Origin of the sequence: Streptomyces sp. CB03238, from assembly GCF_002099185.1 — a bacterium.
GTDB lineage: Bacteria > Actinomycetota > Actinomycetes > Streptomycetales > Streptomycetaceae > Streptomyces.
Window position 1 is genome coordinate 380,252 of record NZ_NBCN01000007.1, and the last position, 21,705, is coordinate 401,956.

Here is a 21,705-nt window from a genome sequence, read left to right on the forward strand (position 1 = left end):
GGCCGAAGGAAGACTCCCTCGGCCATCCGGTGGTCCGCGACCACCTCAAGGAATGTTGTGACCCAGGACGTCATCGCCCTTACCCCACAGATGCCGGATGCCCGTGGTGTGCTCGCCGGCCTGTACGCCGGAGGGCCCGATCTGCGGGTGAGCAGCAGCGCCGAGGGGGCTGTCGTCCATCTGCATGCGGAGGACGGGCGGCCCGTCGTGACGGTCGACGTGCCACTGTTCGTGCAAGTGCCGGGTGAGGTGAGCCGGTTGCTCGGTACGGAGGCGGCGGCCGAGGTGCCGGTGTGGTGGACCGAGGTGCGGGCGACGACGAGGGTTGCGGAGGCCGGGCGGCTGGCTGGGTCGGTGGCCGGGCGACTGACATCGCTACTGGGCGGGTGCACCTGGCCTGCCGACGCCGCGCACACTGGCGTCGTCGCCGTCCCCTCGCCAGACGGTGACGGCCCCGTCGACAGTCCGCTCGCGGTTGATGTCCTCACACCCCGGGCCGCCGTGATCCTCCAGGACCGACCGGTTGTCGCCGCAACCACCTGGCTCACCGACCTGATGCAGAGCACGGTCCCGTCAGGACGCGAGTTGCAGATCGTCACCCCGCCCGGCACTCGACTGACCCCGCCCACCCGCAGCCTCCTGGCCAAGGTCCCGGCCCGCTGGGTGGTCCAAGACCCCGAGTGCGGCTACTACGACGGGCTCACCGGCGCCGTCCTCCACTGGCACGAGGACCGCTTCACCGAGGCGACACCGGCCGACGGCCGGACCCCCCTCGCAGACGCCTTCCAGACCGGCACGCTCGCGCGAGGCGAACAGCAACTGCACCTCTCCATCCGGACCATTCACCCCGCGACCGACGACCTCCTCCTCGGTAGCGCCCTGGAAGCCGCATGGCAGACACTCACGGGCACCCCACCCGCCGGCTGGTCCTCCGCCGAACCCGTCAACCTGCCCTGGTCTCCCAGACAGCTCACCGAACTGGCCCGGACCCGTGCCCAGAAGGGCGCCTCGACCTGGCTGGTCGCCGTCGGCGCCCCCGACAGGCCGGCGATCGCCACCTGCCGCGTGATCCACACCCCGGCGGGGATCGAGGAACACATCACACTCGCCCTCGGCTACACCACGGACCGCATCGCGCCCCTCGATGTCCTTCCCGAGCTGGCCGAGACCCTCGCCACCCGGCACAACCTCACCTCGATGCTCACCCACCTACGCCCCGCCCGCGCCGATCTAACCATCCCGCCCCACCACGAGCCGCCCCCCGTCCCGCTCTCGTTCACCCTCGGCCCCGAGGCTGTAGACGCCATCGGCCGCGCCCACGCCGAATCTCTCGAAGACCCACGACCGATGCGCCTGGGTTCCGCTGTCTGCCCTGCCCTGCACTACACCCTCGGCGACGGCAGCGACCTCACCGCCTGGCAACGTCTCCAGCACCTGAACAACCGCCTGCAGACCGACCAGTGAAGTTCCAGCGGAGGCTCGCCGACACGGGTGGGCATTGCGTCACCGGCAGCACCGCGGGGGCCGGCGCGGCAGGTACCGATGCGGCAGAGCGCCTCAGCGCAGTCACGCTTCGCCGGATGCCGGGACATCTTGCGTGAGCGTGGAACACACCACCCGCCACGGGTGGGATCCACCCCGCCGAGTGGCACTGGTCAGGAGCGGACCAGCATCACTCAGCGCGGTCGGACATCATCCGGCACGAACGGACGGCACAGCTTCAAGAGGCACGGTCAGGCGTCCGGGGCACCGCCGAAGCGCGCGCGGTAGGACTCCAGGTCCTCTTCCGTGATCTTCGCGAAGAGCACCGGCGGCACGGTGAACGGGGTGCCAGCTGGGACGGCGTCCAGGGCCTTGGCCTGCTCGGCGGTCACCCAGGGCGCGGTGTCGCTCTCCAGGGCAAAGGCTCCGCGCATGGCGGCCGCCGTGGCCGGGATGAAGGGCTCGGAGACGACCGCGTACAGGTGGATCAGGTTCATCGCGGTACGCAGGGTCAGCGCGGCGCCGTCCGGGTCGGTCTTGATCTCCAGCCAGGGAGCCTTCTCCTCCAGGTAGGAGTTGCCCGCGGACCACAGCGCGCGCAGCGCGGCGGCGGCCTTGCGGAACTGGAGCGCCTCCATGTGCTCCTCGTACTCGGCCAGCAGACGCGCGATCTCGTCCCCGAGCTTCGCCTCCGCCTCGCCGGCGGCACGGCCCGCCGGGACGTCGTCGCCGAACCGCTTGCGGGAGAAGGACAGCACGCGGTTGACGAAGTTGCCGAGGGTGTCGGCCAGGTCCTTGTTGACCGTGGCGGTGAAGTGCTCCCAGGTGAAGGACGAGTCGTCCGACTCGGGAGCGTTGGCGATCAGGAAGTAGCGCCAGTAGTCGGCGGGGAGGACCTCCAGGGCCGCGTCCGTGAAGACGCCACGCTTCTGGGACGTGGAGAACTTGCCGCCGTAGTACGTCAGCCAGTTGAAGCCCTTGACGAAGTCGACCTTCTTCCACGGCTCACGGACACCCAGCTCGGTGGCCGGGAACATCACCGTGTGGAAGGGGACGTTGTCCTTCGCCATGAACTCGGTGTAGGTGACGTCGTCCGCCTCGTACCACCACGACTTCCAGTCGCGCCTCTCACCGTCCGGGGCCGCGCCGGCCCACTCCTTCGTCGCGCCGATGTACGCGATCGGGGCGTCGAACCAGACGTAGAAGACCTTGCCCTCGGCGGCCAGCTCCGGCCAGGTGTCGGCGGGTACGGGCACGCCCCAGTCCAGGTCACGGGTGATCGCGCGGTCGTGCAGGCCCTCGGTCAGCCACTTGCGGGCGATCGACGAGGACAGGTGCGGCCACTTCTCGCTCACCGCGTCGATCCACGCCTCCACCTCGTGCTGAAGCTTGGACTGCAGCAGGAACAGGTGCTTGGTCTCGCGGACCTCCAGCTCCGTGGAACCGCTGATCGCCGAGCGCGGGTCGATCAGGTCCGTCGGGTCCAGGACGCGCGTGCAGTTCTCACACTGGTCACCGCGGGCCTTGTCGTAACCACAGTGCGGGCAGGTGCCCTCCACGTACCGGTCCGGCAGGAAGCGGCCGTCGACCGGCGAGTACACCTGCCGGATCGCGCGCTCCTCGATGAAGCCGTTCTCCTTCAGCCTGCGCGCGAAGTGCTGGGTGATCTCGCGGGTCTGCGGGGAGGAGCTGCGGCCGAAGTAGTCGAAGGCCAGCTCGAAGCCGTCGTACACGGCCTTCTGCGCGTCGTGGGCCTGCGCGCAGAACTCGGCGACAGAGAGCCCCGCCTCCTTGGCGGCCAGCTCGGCCGGCGTGCCGTGCTCGTCGGTGGCGCAGATGTAGAGGACGTCGTGACCGCGCTGGCGGAGGTACCGGGCGTACACATCGGCCGGAAGCATCGACCCGACCATGTTGCCCAGGTGCTTGATCCCGTTGATGTAGGGAAGCGCGCTGGTAATCAGGTGTCGAGCCATCCTCGGATGCTCCATTTCATGCGTACGGCGCCGGTGACAGTGCCACGGCGGACCCAAGTCGAGAGGCTGCAGCCGATGCGATCACTCCAATCGCACGCTGTTGTCGCGCACGGTGACGGAACGGGTCTACAAGCCACCGCCATCGTATCGAAACTGGGGTCTCCCACTCCCCTGGGTTTCGGGGCTGGCTCAGGCGGAGCGCGAAAGGCACTCGGCCGTCCGAGACAGGCGGCCAAGCGAGTCCCGGACGGCCGAGGCAATCATCATCATAGGGACACGGCGCCACCGCAGCCGCACTCGGCCGAATCCAGACCCAACGGGCAGCATCCAGCCCATGCTTCAGCCCGAGCTGCCGTTCTCGCATAGGTACGTTGCCCTCTTTTGAGATCGAGCCGGGCGACCGCGGTCGTCTCGGGCTCCTACACGCCCGCGCGGACGAAGCGTACCGGCTCGGCGAGGATGGCAGCAGCGGAGTCCAGGTCGGCCAGCCGGGCGGACAGCGTTGCCTCAGCCAGCCTCGGCGGCAGCGCGTCACCGAATTTCAATCCCCGCACCGCCCGCTCGTCAACGGCGGGAAGGCACAGCCGCTCCGTTGCTTCGCTCACGGCTTCCTTCCATGACACGGGGGTGAGGTCCTCCCGGAGCCGGATCCAGTGGTCGTTGATCCTCTGGGCGGGCACCGCGACGCCTTCCAGGGTCGCGGCCAGTGTGGCATTCGCACGGTGGCCCGCCCAGGTCCACCAGCGCGCCTGCCCTGCTGTGTCGCGCACGACCAGAGTGCCTCCCGGATGGACCCTCTCCAGAAAGTGCTCACGTGCCTCCACCATTGCCGCGGTGGCGCGCCGGGTCAGGGAGACAGGAGGATCGGCGCCGAGCAGCACCTCACGCACCGCACGGGCAACTTCGAAGGATGCCCCCTGGCCGAATCCAGTGCCGCTCCACTTCGCCTTGCCGCCCCCGTCGGCCGGCTCAACGAAACAGCGCTTGCGCCGCCAGTCGACGTAGGTGACCTGCCAACTGCGGCCGGCAAGGAGAAGCCGACGAGGGCCGGCGACCTGCTCGGTGAGCAGGGCGGGGTCGGTACGGCCGATCTCGGTGGGGCCTTGAAGGACGGTGAACTGCGGTGGGGCAGTGAAGACGGCGGTGAGGTTCATGAAATGGCGGTGCCCGTAACGCCGTTCGGCTTCCGGGCCGATGAACAACAATCCGCCGTCCCGGTCGAGGTAACCCTCCTCGACGAGGTGCCGGACGATCGGTTCCGCCGACCCTCCGAACGGCCCCAAGCCGTTCCACCACTCCTGCCACAGCCGGTCTCCGACGCGGTGTTCCTGAAGGCAGAGTGCCAGCAGCTGCTGGGCGACGATGTGCCGGGGCTCGGGCGGCGCGATCACGGGTTCCACCCAGCCTCGCGACCACTGGAGCAGGAGTCCGGCGGCGCTCAGCAGACCGCCCTGGTCGAGTGTGAGGAAGAGGCAGTTGCGTGTCGTTCCGGGACGGCGTCCGGTACGTCCCAGGCGCTGCAGGAACGAGGCGACGGAGGTGGGTGCGTCGATTTGAATGACACGGTCCAGGTCGCCCACGTCGATGCCTAGTTCGAGTGTGCTCGTGGAGATGATGACGCAGTCACGCGCTTCGGCGAACGCGGTCTCCGCACGTCTGCGTTCGTCGAGGGAAAGCGAAGCGTGCGACAGGAAGGCGGTCACGCCCTTGGCCCGTAGTTTGGCGCCCAGCTCTTCGACGAGGCGCCGTGATTCGCAGAAGACCAGACGTTTTTCGCCTCGGTGGAGGGCGCTGATCACGGTGGCCGCATTGTCTAGCGATCCGACGTAGTCGAGCTGGATATCACCGGGTGGTACAGAGTTCCGAACGCGCGACGTGAGCTCCGTCTCGGACAGGTGAGGGGCGACGACGCGGCAGGGGCGCTTCCCGGCTCCCGACCCCTGGAGCCAGGTGAGCAGGCCCTCGGGGTTGCCTACGGTCGCGGAGAGGCCGACCCGCTGTACAGGGCGGCCCACGACTCTTTGTAGCCGCTCCAGTACGGCCAGCAGGTGCCAGCCGCGGTCGTCGCCGGCGAAAGCATGGACCTCGTCGACCACCACAGCCCGCAGCCCGGAGAAAAAGGACGCGTGGTCGACGTTGACGCTGACCAGCATCGCTTCCAGCGACTCGGGCGTGGTGAGCAGTACATCGGGCCGGGCCGCCAGGATGCGCCGCCTGGCACCGGCCGGTGTGTCGCCGTGCCACAGGGCCGCGGTCCGGCCGAGCCAGGCGGTGTAGGTCTCCACTCTCGGCAGCAGGTTGTTCAGCAGCGCCTTGAGCGGACACACGTACAGCACCGAGGTGCCGGACCATCTCTGGGCGTGCATCCGGGACAGCAGGGGAAAGCACGCGGCTTCCGTTTTCCCCCCGGCCGTCGGTGCCAGCAGCAGGGCATCGTCCCCCGCGGCCAGTGGCTCGATTGCGGCCTCTTGGAGCGGACGAAGTCCTTTCCAGCCCAGGGTGTTCACGATGTGGTGAACCAGCGCCGGTTCCAGGCCGTCCGCGGCATTCACGGCAGTTCCAAGTCGATGTCGTCCGCCTGGTCGGCGGCGGCGTTGCGCTCGACGTCGGTGAGCTCGCCATCGGAGACGGTGAGCTCATAGTGCTCACGCGGGTCGAAGTCCGCGAACTCGTCGACTCGGTCGAGGACATCGGCGACGAGCTTGCGCAGGAAGACACGGGGGGCGACCCCGACGTTTCCGCCGAGACCGCCGGTGACGGCGGTGGCGAGTTCGCTGACGTAGGCATCGTCGACGCGCGCGGCGACACGGTCGGGATGGCGTGCCGCCCCTCGGTAGAGGTCCCGCACAGTCCGGCCGAGTTCCCCGAGCCGCGGCAGGTCGAAGCCTGGCAGCCGCAGCTGCACGGCCCGGGGCGAGTCGAACCGGGCATCGGTCGTGAAGTCGGTGGCGAGCCGCTGCGCCAGTGGAGGGAGCCGCTGGACACCCTGCTGCCCGTCGTAGAACGCGGGCGTTCCAGTGATGACGAGGAAGAGTCCGGGGAAGCGTCCGGCGTCGATCTCGTCGAGGAGCTGGCGCAGCGCGTTGAGACCCTTCTCCCGCACATCGCCGCGGACGCGTTGCAGGGTCTCCGTCTCATCGAGTACGAGGAGCAGTCCCGGGTGGCCGCAGTCGCGCAGCACGGTCAACAGTCCCTGGAGGAAGCCGAGCGCGGCGAAGTGATCCAGATCTCCACGCACTCCGGCGGCCCGACGGGCGGAGGCGGCCACGGACTTCTGGCCACCGAGCCAGGCGATCAGGGCTTCCGCCGTCGCCCCGTCCCCGGCGGTGACGGCCCGGCGGTAGCCGCGCAGGGCGGCGGCGAACGCGGGTGTCGTGCGAGCGACGTCGGCGAGCCGGCGTTCCATCAGCGTGTCCACGGCCGCAGCGAGGGCTTCCTCGTCGTCTTCGTCGATCTCCGAGCCGTCGAGGACCTCCTCCTCCAGGGTGTAGAACCACGAGTCGACGACTGCGCGCAGGGCGCTGGGCTGGTGGGTGGCGGTGGCCAGGCGCTCGGTGAGCCGACGGTAGACCGTCTCCAGCCGATGCAGCGGTGTCTCGGTCTCGGAGATCTGCACTTCCGCGGTTGCGAGTCCCGCACGTTTGGCACGCTCGGCCAGCCAGCGGGCGAAGAAGGTCTTGCCGGAGCCGTAGTCGCCGCGTACGGCGTGGAAGGCGGCACCACCGCGCGTGACGGTCGCCAGGTCGTCGTCCAGAGCGGCTTGGAATCGGTCCAGTCCGACCGCGAACAGGTCGAGGCCGGACTGCGGGACCGTGCCGCGCCGCAGGGCGTCGATGACCTCACGGCGCCGGACCGCGCTCACGGAGGCGAGGTCGGTCACGCCTTCTCCTCCTCCCGGCTCGATACCTCGTCCGTCTTCTCGTTCCCTCCGTCGTCCTGCGAGTTCGGCAGGAACTGCTCGCGCAGGAGCGGCACGTCGAGCTTGACCGCGTGTCCACCGTCGATGAACCCGAGGACGGGATACCCCTCGACGTTCAGCAGTCGCTGCACCGTGGCGACGAAGCCCTCGATGTTGCGGCGGACCCGTCCGGTCGCCGAGATGGCCGCGGCGAGAGCAGCCGGGGACATGGTGCCGCCCGCTGTGACGAGTGCGTCGATGACCGCAGCCACCACCTTCGCCTCGGGCGCTTTGCGGACGTACTCCTTCTGGGCCGCGTATACCTCGCTGCTCACCACCGTGCTGCCCAACGACTCGGCCACCGGCGGTCCGGCTTCCGTCCGGGCGGACGGCCGCGACTCGGCGGCCTTCGCGCTCTCGGAGGGCGCCGTGGGCCGCGCGGGCGAGGGCTGCTCCGACACCGCAGGTTGATCAGCGGTCGCGGCAGTGGAGGCCGGAGCATTGCCAGCGCCAGTGACCGGTGTCCGCCACCAGCTCGGTGTGGACAGCTCGCGCGGCAGCGGCACCCAGTCCTTCGGGGCTTCCTCCCCGGCCGGCAGCAGGACGAGCACCGGGACGGTGACTTCGGCCAGGGAGGCTCCTCCGTGGTACCCGGCGCGCCGCCCGGTGTAGCGGATGTCCTCGCGCCACGGCAGGATCACCGTCCCCCCGCCCTCGCGCACCCGCGGGCCGTGAACGGCGATCTCCCCTTCGCCCGCCGAGCCACCGGTGCGCCACCGGGCGGACTCCGCGCCGTCGGCGGCGGCCGTCGGGGCGTCGGAGCGGCTGCCGCGTTCCAGGACGTGTCCGTGGTCGGCGACGATGACGACCGGGCGCCCGTAGCTGCGGGCGGCTGCGAGCAGTTCGCGCAGGTGCGTGACGTCGGCCAGGGACCAGGTGGTTCCGCGGCCGTGCCGGCCGTCGTCCAGTGCCTCGTCGATGGTGTTGAGGACCACGCCCACCACGGCGTCCGAGGAAAGGGCGGTCATGAGTTCATGCGAGAGCGCGTGGCCTGCCTCGCCGCCGATGGCGGCCTTGTGGAAGAGGGCCGCCGCCTTGCGCCGCCGTTTCCAGAAGGCGGTGAAGCCGCTCGTCTCGGTCGACTGACCGCCACTCGCCGCTTCACCCGTCAGCAGTGAGGCACGGCTGACGCGGGTGATCGAGGGCAACATCGAGACAGCGGCGAGCCGTGCCGGGGCCTCACCTGCCTCCGGACGTGGCACGATTTCGCGCCAGCCGTCGCGTTCCGCCTCCTCGCCGAGCTGGGCGGCGACCGCGCTGCTCATGCCGTCGAGGACGAGGAGGAGCGGAGCGGCCTGGCCGCTCAGCGGGCGTACAACGGTGTCCAGCACGTTCTCGACGACGAGGCAGCCGTCGGGGTGCTGGGCGGTGGCGTGCGCGGCCCAGGCTGCGAGCCTCCGGGCGAACTCCTGATCGAGACGCTGCCTGAGGTCACGTGCCTGTTCGTAGAGGGCGCGCAGGTCCCGGCCGGTCTCCAGGTCGCCGTCTGGGTCGCCCGCCCACAGCACGGTGATCGCTCGGTCCAGCCAGCCCCAGTCGGAGACATGGGCCCGTACGGCGGCGGCCACGCTGGTGACGGCTGATTCGTGGCCACTGAGTCGGCGCGCCACCCGCACGGCCGTCTCGGCGGCCTGGATGTGGTCCGGGCGGAGGCCGGCCAGGGCGTGACCGAGCAGGTCGGCCAGCGCGGCCTCGCCGGCGGCCGGTGAACGGCGGGCTTCCGCGACGGTCCTGCGCAGCTGCGCGGTGAAGCTGAAGGGTAGGAACCGGCTCGCGGTGAGTCCCTGGGCGAGACCCGCCTTGCCGACCAGCTCGTCGGCCCGGTCCAGTACGGCGACGACGCGCCGGCGGGCGTCCTGGCTGGTCCGGGCATCGGCGATCCAGCGGGTGAGGGTTCCCTCCACGGCGTCGGTGAACACGGCGAGTTCCGACCGCCGGGGCATGACCTGCCCGAATAGTCCGCCGAGGGCGAGCACAGTGTCGGGCTGGGCGCCCGGATTCCGCAGTGCCGCGCCGAGAAGCCCGAGCGCCAGGGCGTCGTGGCCGAGTCCAGCCTCGGCGAGGGACAGCAAGACGGGGACGGCCGGTCCGGCGACCTCCGCGAGCCACTTCTTCAGTTCGGCGCGCTCGGTGGAGCCCAGTTCGGCGAATCGCCGGGGACCGGCGGGGGAGTGCGACCAGGCGAGCAGCGTGTCGGCGTCCAGGGTGACCTGCCCGTCCTGGCCGGAGCCGTGCACCGCGCGCAGGCCGAGCCGTTCGGCGGCGAGGGCACGCAGTGCAGCGTCCCGGGTCAGCACTCCGCCGACGCGCGGCCAGCCGCCTTCGGCGGGCTCCGCTTCGACCAGAGCTTCCAGAAGCCACCGCTCGCGGTACATGCGCGGGTCCAGGGCAGTGGCGCCGAAACGCTGGAGGACGACCTCGGCGTTCTCGACAGTGAGGGTCTTGCGCCGTACGGCCCTGCCACGCACATCCCAGCCGAGTTGCTCGTCGTCGACGCCCGTCGTCACCACGAGCACGTCGGAGGAAGCGCCTGCGCTCCGGTGCTCGTGCAGGGCGGCGACGACGCCGAGGACGGAGGCTTCGTCCCGTACGTGGACGCGCCGCGCCTCGCCGTCCAGGGTGACGGTGAACCGGGGCGGGGCGCCTGACGCGTACTGGCCGTGGACGAGCACGAGGCTGCGCGCGCGCAGATCCTCGGCGTTCGCGGCGAGCAGGGCCTCGACGGTACGACGGCCCACCCGGGGCAGGGCTGGGGCCATCAGCCGGCGTTCCCGTCGCCCGGTTCCGCCGCAGATCCGGCGGAACCGTCGGGACCGGACCCGGTCTCGGTGACCGGCTGCCAAGTGACCTGAATGCGGGTGCCGGGGTGGGCAGCGAGGTAGGCGCGGATCTCGGCGTCGAGCTCGGCGACTGTGGTGGCCAGCGACACCTCCAGCCGGGTGGGCTCGATGAGGTGGACGGCAGGTCGGCGACCGGCCCGAGCCGGGACGACGGCCTCTGCGCCGCCCTGGCCGCGGGAGGCGTCGTCCGGTGTGGAGGGCTGGTCCTGCGCGGGCGTCGAGGGGACTGGGGGCTTGCCGTGATCGGTGAGGCTGACGTCCTCGGCGGTTGGCTCCGGCGTGACCGGCGCGGGCGGAGTGGCCGGCTGGGCGGGCTGCGCTGCCTGGGCGAGGCGGGTGGCCTCGCGCAGCAGCGCCATCACGGTGTCCGGGAGCCGGTCCAGCACGGGCACCAGCGAGATGGCCTGCTCGTGGTCGCGGGCGGTACGGTGCACCTCGTCCAGGAACCGGGCCGCCCGCTCGCCGACGCTGTCCTCGCGTACGACGAGGTCACGGCGCACGGTGTCCAGCAGCGACCAGTCGGTGCCGCGCAGCGCGGCGGCCACTTCCGGCGCGTGCCGCAGGGCGCCCGCGATCTCCTCGTCGGTCACGTCGTAAGCGGCGGCGGCCAGCTCCCGCACGCACGCGGCCGGTTCGGCGGTGCGCAGCAGCCGGGCAACGAGGTCGGCGGCGGCTTTGGTGGACTTCAGGCGAGGCGCGTCGGCTCCACCGGGCCCGGTCAGCCCGAGGTGGGCGGCATGCTCCGTCAGCAGGGTACGCACCTCACCAAGGGCCACGCGGTGTTCCTCCGCGACCGCGCGCACGCCTTCGGCGAGCCGGGCGACGTTACGGGCGAACAGGACACGTGAGACGGTCCTGCCGAAGATCGTCCCGGCGCGGCCGAGCGCGGTGTGGAACTCGTCCTCGGTGGGCAGTTCCACAGCCCTCAGGCCGTACCCGGGGCCGATCCGCTCCAGCTCCGGCGCCTTGGGCAGCGGCGAGGTCTGGTAGACCCAGGTGCGGTCGTCGAGCAGGGCGTACGTGGCGATGATCAGGTTGCTGACGTGGCGGTCGAGGCCGGTGTAACCGAGGTCCTCGATCCACCGGCGGATGTCGTCGACAGACAGTTCCGGGCCGGCGTCGGGGGTCTCCGCAGCCTTCTTGTTGATGCGCAGGCGCCAGTCGGTGGTCACGTTCAGCGGCCCATCGTGGACCTCACCGAGCTGGAGGGCGTGCACGATCCGTCGGACGACGGGGAGGTGCTGGCTGTCGACCACAACGCGCCGAGAGCCGTCCTCCATCGCCCTCGTGATCCATTCGAGCGTGGTCTTCAGCTCGCGGGTGGTGACGGCCTTGCGTGTGAGCCGCGGGTCGAAGTCGGGGTGCTTGGGATGGCGGGCGCTGAGGAGCCCGTCGGCAAGCAAGAGGAGGTTCTCCTCGAAGCCGACCGCTGGTTCGGGCCGGGTGCGAGTGAAGCCCGGCTGGAGCGAGATCAGGTGGTGGCCCTCGGGCACCTCGGCGCCCGCGGTGCCGGGGTCAGCGCGGTTGATGCCGTACAGCTGGAGCAGCGCGTCGGTGAGCTGGCTGGTCAGGCTGTCGCGGGACGCCTTGAGCTGGTTGCGGATCTGGATGCGCTCCTCGGCGGGGCGGGTCGCCGTGTGGTCGTCGAGCCGGTCGCGCTCCAGCAGGTAGTTGATCTTCAACAGGCGTCCGAGGTTGCGTGCCTTCTGCTCGGACAGGAAGTGGGGCAGCCAGACGATCGTCGGCACCGTCCTGCCGGCGCGCTTCATCCGCTCCACCCGCTGAACGTCGTCCATCGGCGAGTGGTCGTGGTCGTCGAAGGGGTAGTCGAAGACGAAGCGGAGGTTGCCCTCGGTCTGCGGCGAGAACTCGGCGTCCGGCAGGTGCGGGTCGCGTACGTTGCCGAAGACAAACTCGACCGTGCGCTTGGTGCCGCGCCAGACGACCGTCCGCTCGCACACGAACGCCTGGGCGTCGGGGATGCCCAGCGCCGCCCACAGCTGGTCCTTGATCCACTGGCGGCGGTAGCCGTCCTGGTCGGCGACGCCCTGCACCTCTTCCAGCAGCGGCTCGACGTCCAGATCGGACAGGTGCAGGTGGAAGACCGGATCAGCGGGGTCGCCCTCGCTGCGCAGCTCGCCGTCGAAGCCCTCGGCCTGGAGCTCCTGCAGGCGCTTGACGGCGACGGCCCCCGCATCGCCCACCCGGGTCCTGATGGTGCCGTGGTTCAGCGCGGCGAGCCGACCGCCCGTGAGCCGGGTCAGGGCGGGCACGTTGGGCGCGAGGGAGGCCAGCAGCAGCGTCTTGACCAGCCGCTCGTCGGTTTGAAAACGCTTGTCGTCCGCCGAGCCGTACTTCGTCAGCAGGTGCTCGCGAACGCGGGCGTGGAAGCGGTGCGCGATCTCCGACTCCTTGCGGAGCTTCGCGGTGAACGCCTCACCGGTCCGCTCGGCGATCACGTCCCACAGGTCGCCTATCGGAACGAGCTGGCCGAGCCGCAGGTCGTCGCGGTGCCGCCGCAGCAGCTCCTGCACCAGCTTGAGACCGGTCCGCTCGCGCTGGAGCGCACCGGACAGGTCGACCAGCACATTGAGCAGCGCCGGGGACAGCGGATACAGGGTGCGGAAGTCGTCCCAGCTCGCCTCGGTGCGCCCCTGTGCGTCGAGCAGCACCTGCCGCACCTCGTCCCGCGACGACTCCACGAGCTTGAACGCATCGTCGCGCGCCTGTTCCATGCCCGGCCTCGGAGCGAGCACCCGGTGCTTGATGATCTCGACGAGGTTGCTGTCCTCCAGCTCCACGACGTCCAGCCGGCCGGCGAGGTAGTCGACCTGCTGCTCCAGGTTCTGCACGTCCGCGCCCGCCACGTCGGAGCCGATCAGCTGGGACAGGTCGCGCTGGCGGGAGATGAAGGAGACGATCGGCACGGGCCGACCGCTGTCGGCGGATTCGATCAGCTTGACCAACCGCTGCACCTGGTCACGGACGAAGTCCTGGTCACCCATGTGCGCCTGGAGCCAGAGGATCAGCTCGTCGAGGAAGAGGACGACGCCGTCGTAGCCAAGCGACCGGGCGTGGCGGGAGATGACCTTCAGGCCGTTCTCCAGCGGGATGAAGGAGTGCGCGTCGCCGCGGGCGGCCTGCGTGTACGCGGCCATGGGCCCGGTCAGCAGTGCCGACACCAGCCGCTCCCGCTCCTCGCTGCCGGGCGGCGCGGCGAAGGCCCGGTCCAGCTCCGCGCTGCTCCAGCCGCCCGTGCCGGGCAGGTCCGCTCCCCCGTCGATGCCCGGCAGGTCGTCCTCGTCGTCCTCGGCCCCGCCGCCGGGGGTGGCCACCGCCGCACCGGCGCCGAGCCACTGCCGGAACTTGTCGTCATCGCCGAGGAACTTCCGCTGCCTGTCCGCGTCGGCAAGCAGCGCGTCCGACCGGTAGACGGCGGGGGTCGGCACGTCCGGGTGCAGCTCCCGCACGGTGTGGACGTACCCGCCGAGCAGCGCCGAGTCGAGGTCAGTCGATCCGACGAGGTGGTACGGGATCATCAGGAACCGGCTGCCGCCCAGCCAGTCCCGGTGCTCGCCGACGACCTCCTTCAGCCCCCGCTTGTCCAGGGCGCCGTCGTGGCCGTTGAGCACGGCGTGCAGCACGGTGAGGAAGTGGCTCTTACCGGCGCCGAACGAGCCGTGCAGGTACGCGGCGTGCGAGTCGCCTGTGCGGACGGCCTTCGCGACGATGCCGAGCGCCTTGCGGAACGCCTTCTGCAACTGCTCGGTGACGACGTACTCCGCCACCCGCTCATCGGCCTCGTGGAAGCCCTGGGAGAGGTCGACCTTGAAATCGCCCGCGTGGACGTCCTCCTTGATGTCGATGACATCCCGGAGGAACAACTCTGTGGTCGACATCAGGCGATCTTCCCTCACTGTGCTGGCGGCCGGCCCGGACAGCGCCCCCCTCTGGCGTTGGCGCGACCTCCATCTTGCCAGGTGGGTCCGCCAACGCGAGGAGAGATCGTGACGCCCCCAGGACCAGGTCTCACGCTGGGTGATCATCCGGGGGCGGATGGCCGGGTGTGCTCACGCGGGATACCCGGCGCCGGTTCCTGCGGTGCGATCCAGGTCCGCCCCGACCTCTTGCCCGGCCCCGTACTGCGGGTCAAGCACAGCGGCTCTCCCCTTGCCCTGCTCTACGCGTCGTCCAGCTCGGGCTGTTCGGTTGTCTCCTGGCGTTGTACGGCCTTCCGCCCGCGTGTCTTCCGCACCGGACGCCAGTCCTCCATCTGTGCCTCGCTCACCCCGTGCGTGCGCAGGTATCGCTGGAACTCCGCCTCCAGGTCCTCGGCCGGTGAGCCCTCCCACTCGTCGTCGTAGGCGCTATGCCACTGGTGCACCCACGGCATGACCTCACGGAGCCCTGCGAGCAGCGGTACAAGTCTTTCGGCGCCCCAGGCATCGTTCCTGACGCGCGTCTCGATGAGCTGCGTGAGTGCCAGCGCCTGGTCCTTGTGGTCCCAGCCGGCCCAGCCGAGCATCAGCGTGGAGTCACTGTCCGGACCCGCCTCCGGGTAGGAGATGAACCGTTCCTTGGGGACGTCGAGCTTGCCACGGTGGGACCAGTAGGACGGCCTGAGGAAGTCCGAGGACTTGTACTTCGTGGGTGCGTCGATGTCGAGCCGCGAGCCCGTACGGTCCTCCTCGCGCTGCTTCTCCCAGACCTTCTCCCACTCCCGGCGGGTCCGCAGCCCGGAGTCCTTGTAGCGCATGGCGGCGAGGTAGGGCACGTGCTCGTCAGCGATGATCTCGCTGAGGATCTGCGCGAGGGGGAGGTCCGGCTTCTTCAGGTGGTCGGCGGCGTAGAGGGCGGCGACGGCCGTGAAGTCGGGGTCGGAACCGAGCCGGTCAGCGAGGTTGTTGACGGTCAGCGTCCGGGGGCGTCGCAGTCCGTCACGAACCTCGAACCACAGGTCCTCGGCTTCGCAACGGTCCAGCAACCAGTTCCGCAGCGCGGCGCGTTCCTTCTTCTTCCACGCTTCGGAGGCCCAGCGGCGCTTGCACTCGGGGCGCTCGACGAGGGCGATGTCCTTGCGGCTGGTGATCAGGTCGATGCGTGCCTGGACGATCTCGCGGTACCAGTCCGGCCAGTGGGCGGGGATCTCGGTGACGGGGGTTGAGCCGTGGCGCGTGAACCAGGCGGTCTCCACCTCCCCGGCCTCGACTTTCCGGGCGAGGACGATCTCGAAGGCGCGCTCGCCGAGCTGCACCTCGGGGATGGTGTCGGGGTCGGGTGACAGGGCCACGGTCCTGGCGACTTCGCGATCGGTGAGCAGCCCGTAGAGGCCGTATACCTGCCAGTCCAGCTCCTCTTGCAGGGCGATCAAGCGACGGCGGACCTTGGCGTGCGCGGCTTCCGCGTCATCCAGCGCTTGCCGCGTGGGTACGACAGTCGCGGCCACGGCCGAAGGCTCAAACGCGGCGAACTTCTGCGCCTGGGTGTCGAGAAGGCAGCCAAGGTGGCGCGGGAGCTTGGCAGGGAGGGGGAACTCGTGCAGCTTGGTGCTGGTGAACTCGAAACGGTGCTCCCACAGCTCATCCGAGATGCCGCCACCGATACCGCCGTTCCCCTTGGACTGGCTTACCTGTTTTAGCCAAAAACACGCGGTTGATGAGTTGAGCAGTCCAAACAACTCCAGGTGCTCTTCAACACCTGCCCCCTCGCGCAGCTTGATCACTGGAGCAGTACGGTTGAATACCTTGCCGCCTCGGTCCAGCACGAAGTGGTTGTGCGTCGCCACAAATGGAAAGGCCACAGAGAGCGGACTCCGGAAACGACGCGGAAAGAACATGCTGTGGTCGAACCAACGCAGCCCTCTCTCCTCTGGCGTTTCACCGAAATCAATGCGCTGCCGCAGTACGCTTCGGCTAGGCCAGAGGAACTGCTCCTCACGCTGGGAAAGCCCGCGCGGCTCCCCCTCCTCCGAGTAGGGGAAGAAGGTCTGCATCGGGGCCGAAAGAACATAATCGCGCAGCCCCTCACCTCGAACCACGGCGACACATCCGTGCGCTAGGCTGCGGGTGTGCACAGCCGAGCGCGGCAGATAAAACGCATCATCCAGGCCCGTATGCGTAGTCCGACCGCCTTCAAGCAAAACATCCGACAATTTGGCGCGCGCCCGCTCGAAAATAGCGAACAGGTCTCCTGCTCCACCGCCAGTCAAGGACCAAGGATGCGCGGAGTATTCGACAGCCGCCGCATCCTCCACCGAAACCCACTCCGACTCACTGCCCGGCCTGTTCACCTGCTCCACGATCGCCCGCCAAACGGCCCCCTGCGACGCGTCCTCCGGCTGCGCAGGCTCGCCCCGCACGCCCAGCACCGCACGCAGCATTCGTTCCGGGCTGGGAATGCGGTTGCGCCCCACCAAAATCACCGTGGGAGTACCGTGCCCTGGAATGAAGGCGCCCGAGGTGTCGATGACATGCGACAGCTCGACCCGGTTCCGGAAGACGACCTCGATCAGCTTCTTGCCGAACTCCCGCTTCATGAAGGAGTTCGCGGTGATCTGCCCCACGAACCCACCCCCGCCCAGCCGCCCGCCGGGCCCCTTCACCCCAAGCTCGAACATCCGCTGCGCGAACGGCACCGACAGCGCATAGGTCCCCGCGCAGGCGTCGTACGCCGCTCGGTAGTTCTCGTTCTCCTGCTTATCCTTCACCGTGATGTACGGCGGGTTCCCCACCACCACGTGGTACGACCCCCGCCCCAGGAGGTCCACCCGCTTCGCGTACTCCCACACGTCCTCCGTGGCGTACGCGTACGTCTCCCCCTCCTTACGCCCCACGACCGCTTCCGCGAACAGCGTGTCCAGATCGGTCTGGATGCCCGCCGCGTCCCGCCCGTGCAGCAGCGAGTCACCCACGGCCACGTTGATGGGGAACGGCGGCGCGTCCGCCAGACGCCGCGTACCCGCCGCGCGCATCGCGGCGACCAGGAGCCGGAAGCGGGCGATGGTCGCGGCGAAGGGGTTCTTGTCGCAGCCGTGGACGGACTCCAGCACCCGGCGCACCAGCGTCCAGTCGTCCGTGCCGGGTTCAGCCTGGCGCCACTTGTCCAGCAGGCGGTGGAAGATACCCAGCAGGAAGTGGCCGGAGCCGCACGCTGGGTCGATGGTGCGCAGGCCGCGGCGTTCCCGGCCGTCGGGGCCGGTCCACACGGGGTTGAGGCCGAAGCCCTGCCCGTCGTCGGCGACCGCCGGTTCCAGGGTCAGGTCGAGGATGAACTCCTCGACGAATTCCGGGGTTTGCAGCAGCGCGTAGGTCTTGCGGGCGTGCTCGCTCAGATCCTGGTACAGGTCGCCGAGGAAGCGGGTGTCCCACTCGGGGTCGGTGAAGTCGTAGCGGATCTCGCCGTCCGCACCCCAACGGCGCCAGAACATCAGCAGTTCCGTCGCCGTCTCGTACCCGGGGGTCAGTCCCCACAGCGGGTTGTGCCGCTCGTCGAAGAGGCCGGCGGTCGTCTCGTTGGTGCTCGCCAGGTGGCGGAACGCCTCGATGATCCAGTCGCGGTTGTTGTGGTGCGGGTAGGTGCGGAAATGCGCCTCGTGCCGGGCCTCCGCCTCGGCGAGGCGTTCGCCGGGGCCGGCGAGGTACGGCTCGTCGATCAGGCCATTGTCCTCGCAGAAGCGGACGAAGACGCAGCCCAGCACCCACGCCACCGCGGCCTGCGTGACACGCTCATCACGCCAGGCGGGGTAGGACAGGGCGGTGCGCCTGGCTTCCTTGGCCTCGCGCCACTCGCGGTCCAGGCGGGTGCGGAACTCCTCCTCGGACTCGCTGCGGGCCCGCAGGTCGTCCTCCAGTGCGACGACCAGCTTCTTCAGGTCCTTGAGCAGGGCCGCCTTGTCCGTGCCCGTAGTCGTCACCGTCACTCTTCGCTTCCTTCTCCCTGCACCGCGTCAGCGCCCCACCGCGTCATCCGCGGACCGGACCTCCCATCCTGCCGCACCCACGCCCCCGTACGACGGCCCAGGGTCGCCACGATCTGGGGGAAGCCCCCGCAGCCCTCTTGAACGACTCGCTAAAGTGATCGTCGTGACGGCCTCGACACCCTCCGCAACACAGCCGCCGCCCGCATTCGCGACGGCGAGCAGGAATCACTATCGCGCGGCCACGCTGGCCGCTGCCAAGGACCTGCGGATATCTGCGGATCATCTGGCTGGGCTGGCGGCGGAATGCGGCATCAAGGCCATCCTGGCCGACTTCCTGGGTTCCCGGCTCAACACGCGGAACCGGCTGGAGAACGCCGAAGTGGCCACCGTGAAGGGCGCCCCGGGCAGCCGGACGAGGAAACCGCAGGAACACGGGCATCTCCCCGAGCTGTGGGAACACCTCACCGCCGTCGCCCACCGCCGCCGGGGTGGCGGATCGGGCGCACTGTTCACTCAGCTCATCTGGAAGAACCCGTTCGCCGGCTGGGACGTCGGTGACCGGTACTGCGACGGCACCACGATTACCGACGCCGCTCTCGACCGACATCTGAAGGCCGCGTACGACCTCATCGCCGCCCACGAGCAGGCGAGCATTCTGGGGACGAGGACCCACGCATGAGCCGTTCCCCCGTGCGATTCGACACCGCCTGGCAGGTCGCCCTCGACCACGCCCAGCAGGCAGCGGCGCAGTTCGGCATGGACGTCGTCGTCACCCGGGACGTGCTCGGCCGGGCCTGCCTCCTCATCGACGACCGGCAAAGCCCTCTCACACCCAATGACCCCGCCGTGGTGAACCTCCGGGACGCGTTCACCGCCGCCACGCGCCCTTTCACCGGGCTGGAACCCCTCCTCTTCGGCGACAAGCTCTTCGCGCCCGAGCTGTACTTCGACGCCGACGACCGCGTGGAGGTCACCCCCCGGCAGGCCACCGGAACCGGGCCCGGCAGTGTGCACGTCCTGGAGCGGACCGTCATCGGCACCGAGTGGGCACGGAGCACCCCCGCGCCGTCCGCCGGAGCCTCACGGCGGCGGGACCGGCGGGTGGCGCTGTACGGCTTCAAGGGCGGAGTGGGGCGCACCACCGCCACCGCCGTCCTCGCCCGATACCTGGCCGGAACGGGCCGGTGCGTGCTCGTGGTGGACCTGGATCTGGAGTCCCCGGGCGTCTCCAACCTGCTGGAGGACCCCGCCGGCATCCCCCGCCATGGCATCGTCGACCACCTGGTAGAGGCCGGTGTCGGCAACGCCGACGGGCTGGAGCTGGTGGCGCGCAGCTCCGCGCTGCCCTTCAAGGGCAACGGGGAGGTGTGGCTGGCGCCCGCGGGCGGCTCGCCGCTGGAGGGGGAACCGTACGACTACCTCGCCAAGCTGAACCGCATCTACAGCGACCTCGCCGGGCTCAATCCCGGTGATGGCGATCGGCCGTTCGCACTGCGACTGGAAGAGGCGATCGCCGCCTGCGAGGACCAGGTGACCGAGTTGTCGCGGCCACCGGACGTCGTCCTGCTGGATAGCAGGGCCGGCATGCACGACATCGCGGCGGTCACCCTGACCCATCTCAGCGGGCTCGCGCTGCTGTTCGCGGTGGACAACCCCTCGACCTGGGAGGGTTACCGGATGCTGTTCACGCAGTGGCAGCAGCGCCCAGCCCTGGCCCGGGAGCTGCGGGAGCGGCTGCGGATCGTGGCGGCCATGTTCCACTCCGCCGGGGACGCGAAGCGGCTGCCCGTCCTGATCGACCGCGCCCAGGGACTGTTCGCCTCGACGCTCTACGACCAGCTCGACACAGACGAGGAGGGCGCGGACGACGAAGGCGACGAGCTCTACCACCCTCCCCTGGAGGACGACGACGCGCCGCACGCCGCCATCCCCATCCTCTTCGGAAACGACCTGGTGGGGCTGGACCCCCTGCGCAGCCGGGACTGGCCCGAGCTGCCGTTCGTCGACGCCGCATACCGGACCTTCACGACTACGGTGGAGCGTCTGCTGCCGCCACCGCACCCCGCCCCGGAGTCCTCATGACCGCCGCACCGACCACCGACGAGTACCGCACCCTGATCACCAGGGCCCTCGGTGTCGCGCTCGACGCGGACACGGACAGCCCCGACCTGCGACGGCTGTTCACGCCGTCCAGCCACCGCCTCGCGCTCGACCCGGACGTGACCGTGGTCAGAGGAGCGCGAGGCACCGGCAAGACCTACTGGGCGAAGGCGCTGACCGACCCCGAGCTGCGGGAGGTGGCCGCGAGGTCGTACATGATGCCGCGGCTGCGGCGGGTCAGGGTTACCACCGGGTTCACCACGGGGGGTGGGAGCGACACTCCGTACCCGAGCAAGCGCAAGATCGCCAGACTGCTGCGCGAGGTGGCCGGCCCTGAGGTCTTCGAGTTCTTCTGGTACACGGTCGTGATGATGGCGCTCGGTGTACCGGAAATCGCGAGCATCCCCGACTGGGCCGGCCGCATCCGGTGGGCGGAGGAGAACGAGGACGCCTACGAGGACGCACTGCGCAAGGCCGACCGGGAGGCCCGGGACAGCGGGGAGACGCGCGTGCTGCTCTTCGACGCCCTGGACCATCTCCACGCGGACCGGGCGACGGCCGACCGGCTGGTGTCGGCGCTGTTCCAGGTGGCACTGGAGCTGCGGCTGACCACGGGGGCTCTGCGCGCCAAGATCTTCGTACGCCCGGACATGTACGACAGCGCACCCAAGAGGTTCCCGGACGCCTCCAAGCTCGGGGCGAACGCGGCCGACCTGGAATGGAGCCGGGAGAACCTCTACGGGCTGCTCTTCCACCGGCTGGGCAACGATCCGAGTGCCGAAGCGGCGAAGTTCCGGGCCCAGTACGGCGAGTGGCGGGCAGAGGACGAGGGGCGGTTCATCGCGCCGGTCGATGTGATCGCCGACGAGAAGTGCCAGGAGAAGGTCTTCGTCTCGCTGGCCGGGCCGTACATGGGCACCGACCGGCGCAAGGGCCACACCTTCACCTGGGTTCCGAACCACCTCCAGGACGGCAAAGGACGGGTAAGCCCGAGGACCTGGCTGCTCGCCCTGCGCTCGGCCGCGGCCCTGACAACGGAACGGTACGCCGGACACCCGTACCCGCTGCACTACGAGGCGATCCGGGAGAGCCTGCACGAGGCGTCGCGGGTCCGGGTGGAGGAGCTGACGGAGGACATCGCCTGGGCCGCCGCCGCCATCGAGCAACTCGAGGGCGGGCAGGTGCCGATGGAGCCATCACACGTCCGTCAATGCTGGGAGCGGGGCGGACTCGCCGAAACCCTGCGCCGGATGCGGGAGGACGACGGCGAGAGCAGCGGTCCCCGTGACGCCGGTGATCCACTCGCACTGATAGAGGAACTGGTGGATCTCGGCGTCCTCACCGAACGCACCAGCGGCGCCCTCGACCTCCCCGACGTGTACCGGCTGGCGTTCAACATCGGCCGCAAGGGCGGGGTGCCCCGCAAGGCGTGAG

10 protein-coding genes are annotated in these 21,705 nt (G+C 69.9%); 4 read left to right on the forward strand and 6 right to left on the reverse strand.

All coding sequences use genetic code 11. From position 1 onward, the window contains the following. The first annotated feature begins 57 nt into the window (after positions 1 to 57). Positions 58 to 1,464 carry a DUF6177 family protein gene (locus BKD26_RS14915; RefSeq protein WP_179166544.1) on the forward strand — a complete coding sequence of 469 codons (1,407 nt, stop codon included), beginning with the start codon at positions 58 to 60 and terminating at the stop codon, positions 1,462 to 1,464. A gap of 269 nt (positions 1,465 to 1,733) precedes the next feature. On the opposite strand, the gene metG is transcribed toward BKD26_RS14915, so the two are convergent. The 6 genes from metG to pglX all read right to left on the reverse strand — a co-directional run bounded on the left by metG (position 1,734) and on the right by pglX (position 18,171). Beyond that, a complete protein-coding gene (gene metG / locus BKD26_RS14920; protein WP_084898308.1) occupies positions 1,734 to 3,455 on the reverse strand; it encodes a methionine--tRNA ligase in 1,722 nt (573 codons plus the stop codon). 419 nt (positions 3,456 to 3,874) lie between these two features. Further along, positions 3,875 to 6,007, reverse strand: coding sequence for a DEAD/DEAH box helicase (locus BKD26_RS14925; RefSeq protein WP_084898309.1), 2,133 nt, complete (start codon positions 6,005 to 6,007; stop codon positions 3,875 to 3,877). Beyond that, on the reverse strand, positions 6,004 to 7,335 hold the full coding sequence (brxD, locus tag BKD26_RS14930) for a BREX system ATP-binding protein BrxD (RefSeq protein ID WP_084898310.1): 1,332 nt from the start codon (positions 7,333 to 7,335) through the stop codon (positions 6,004 to 6,006). The genes BKD26_RS14925 and brxD overlap by 4 nt, the downstream gene beginning before the upstream one ends. Continuing rightward, on the reverse strand, positions 7,332 to 10,172 hold the full coding sequence (pglZ, locus tag BKD26_RS14935) for a BREX-2 system phosphatase PglZ (protein ID WP_084898311.1): 2,841 nt from the start codon (positions 10,170 to 10,172) through the stop codon (positions 7,332 to 7,334). Before pglZ ends, brxD begins: the two co-directional genes overlap by 4 nt. Beyond that, positions 10,172 to 14,152, reverse strand: coding sequence for a PglY protein (locus BKD26_RS14940; protein WP_084898312.1), 3,981 nt, complete (start codon positions 14,150 to 14,152; stop codon positions 10,172 to 10,174). Before BKD26_RS14940 ends, pglZ begins: the two co-directional genes overlap by 1 nt. Positions 14,153 to 14,433: 281 nt before the next feature. Next, on the reverse strand, positions 14,434 to 18,171 hold the full coding sequence (pglX, locus tag BKD26_RS14945; RefSeq protein ID WP_084898313.1) for a BREX-2 system adenine-specific DNA-methyltransferase PglX: 3,738 nt from the start codon (positions 18,169 to 18,171) through the stop codon (positions 14,434 to 14,436). A 163-nt stretch (positions 18,172 to 18,334) separates the two neighbouring features. On the opposite strand from pglX, the gene BKD26_RS14950 reads away from it, so the two are divergent. Genes BKD26_RS14950 through BKD26_RS14960 form a run of 3 tightly spaced genes read left to right on the forward strand, consistent with a single transcriptional unit; the run spans position 18,335 to position 21,704 of the window. Further along, positions 18,335 to 18,850, forward strand: coding sequence for a hypothetical protein (locus BKD26_RS14950; RefSeq protein WP_143662652.1), 516 nt, complete (start codon positions 18,335 to 18,337; stop codon positions 18,848 to 18,850). Beyond that, the gene (locus BKD26_RS14955) at positions 18,847 to 20,253 is read left to right on the forward strand and encodes an AAA family ATPase (protein WP_084898315.1); all 1,407 of its coding nucleotides are present in this window, start codon (positions 18,847 to 18,849) and stop codon (positions 20,251 to 20,253) included. Before BKD26_RS14950 ends, BKD26_RS14955 begins: the two co-directional genes overlap by 4 nt. Next, the gene (locus tag BKD26_RS14960; protein ID WP_084898316.1) at positions 20,250 to 21,704 is read left to right on the forward strand and encodes a hypothetical protein; all 1,455 of its coding nucleotides are present in this window, start codon (positions 20,250 to 20,252) and stop codon (positions 21,702 to 21,704) included. The genes BKD26_RS14955 and BKD26_RS14960 overlap by 4 nt, the downstream gene beginning before the upstream one ends. The last annotated feature ends 1 nt before the right edge of the window (position 21,705 follow it).

Bases quoted from the DNA above. Each gene is read 5' to 3' on its own strand.
- BKD26_RS14940 (WP_084898312.1), bottom strand. From the start codon at position 14,152: ATGTCGACCACAGAGTTGTTCCTCCGGGATGTCATCGACATCAAGGAG.
- pglZ (WP_084898311.1), bottom strand. From the start codon at position 10,172: ATGGCCCCAGCCCTGCCCCGGGTGGGCCGTCGTACCGTCGAGGCCCTG.
- BKD26_RS14955 (WP_084898315.1), top strand. From the start codon at position 18,847: ATGAGCCGTTCCCCCGTGCGATTCGACACCGCCTGGCAGGTCGCCCTC.
- metG (WP_084898308.1), bottom strand. From the start codon at position 3,455: ATGGCTCGACACCTGATTACCAGCGCGCTTCCCTACATCAACGGGATC.
- BKD26_RS14960 (WP_084898316.1), top strand. From the start codon at position 20,250: ATGACCGCCGCACCGACCACCGACGAGTACCGCACCCTGATCACCAGG.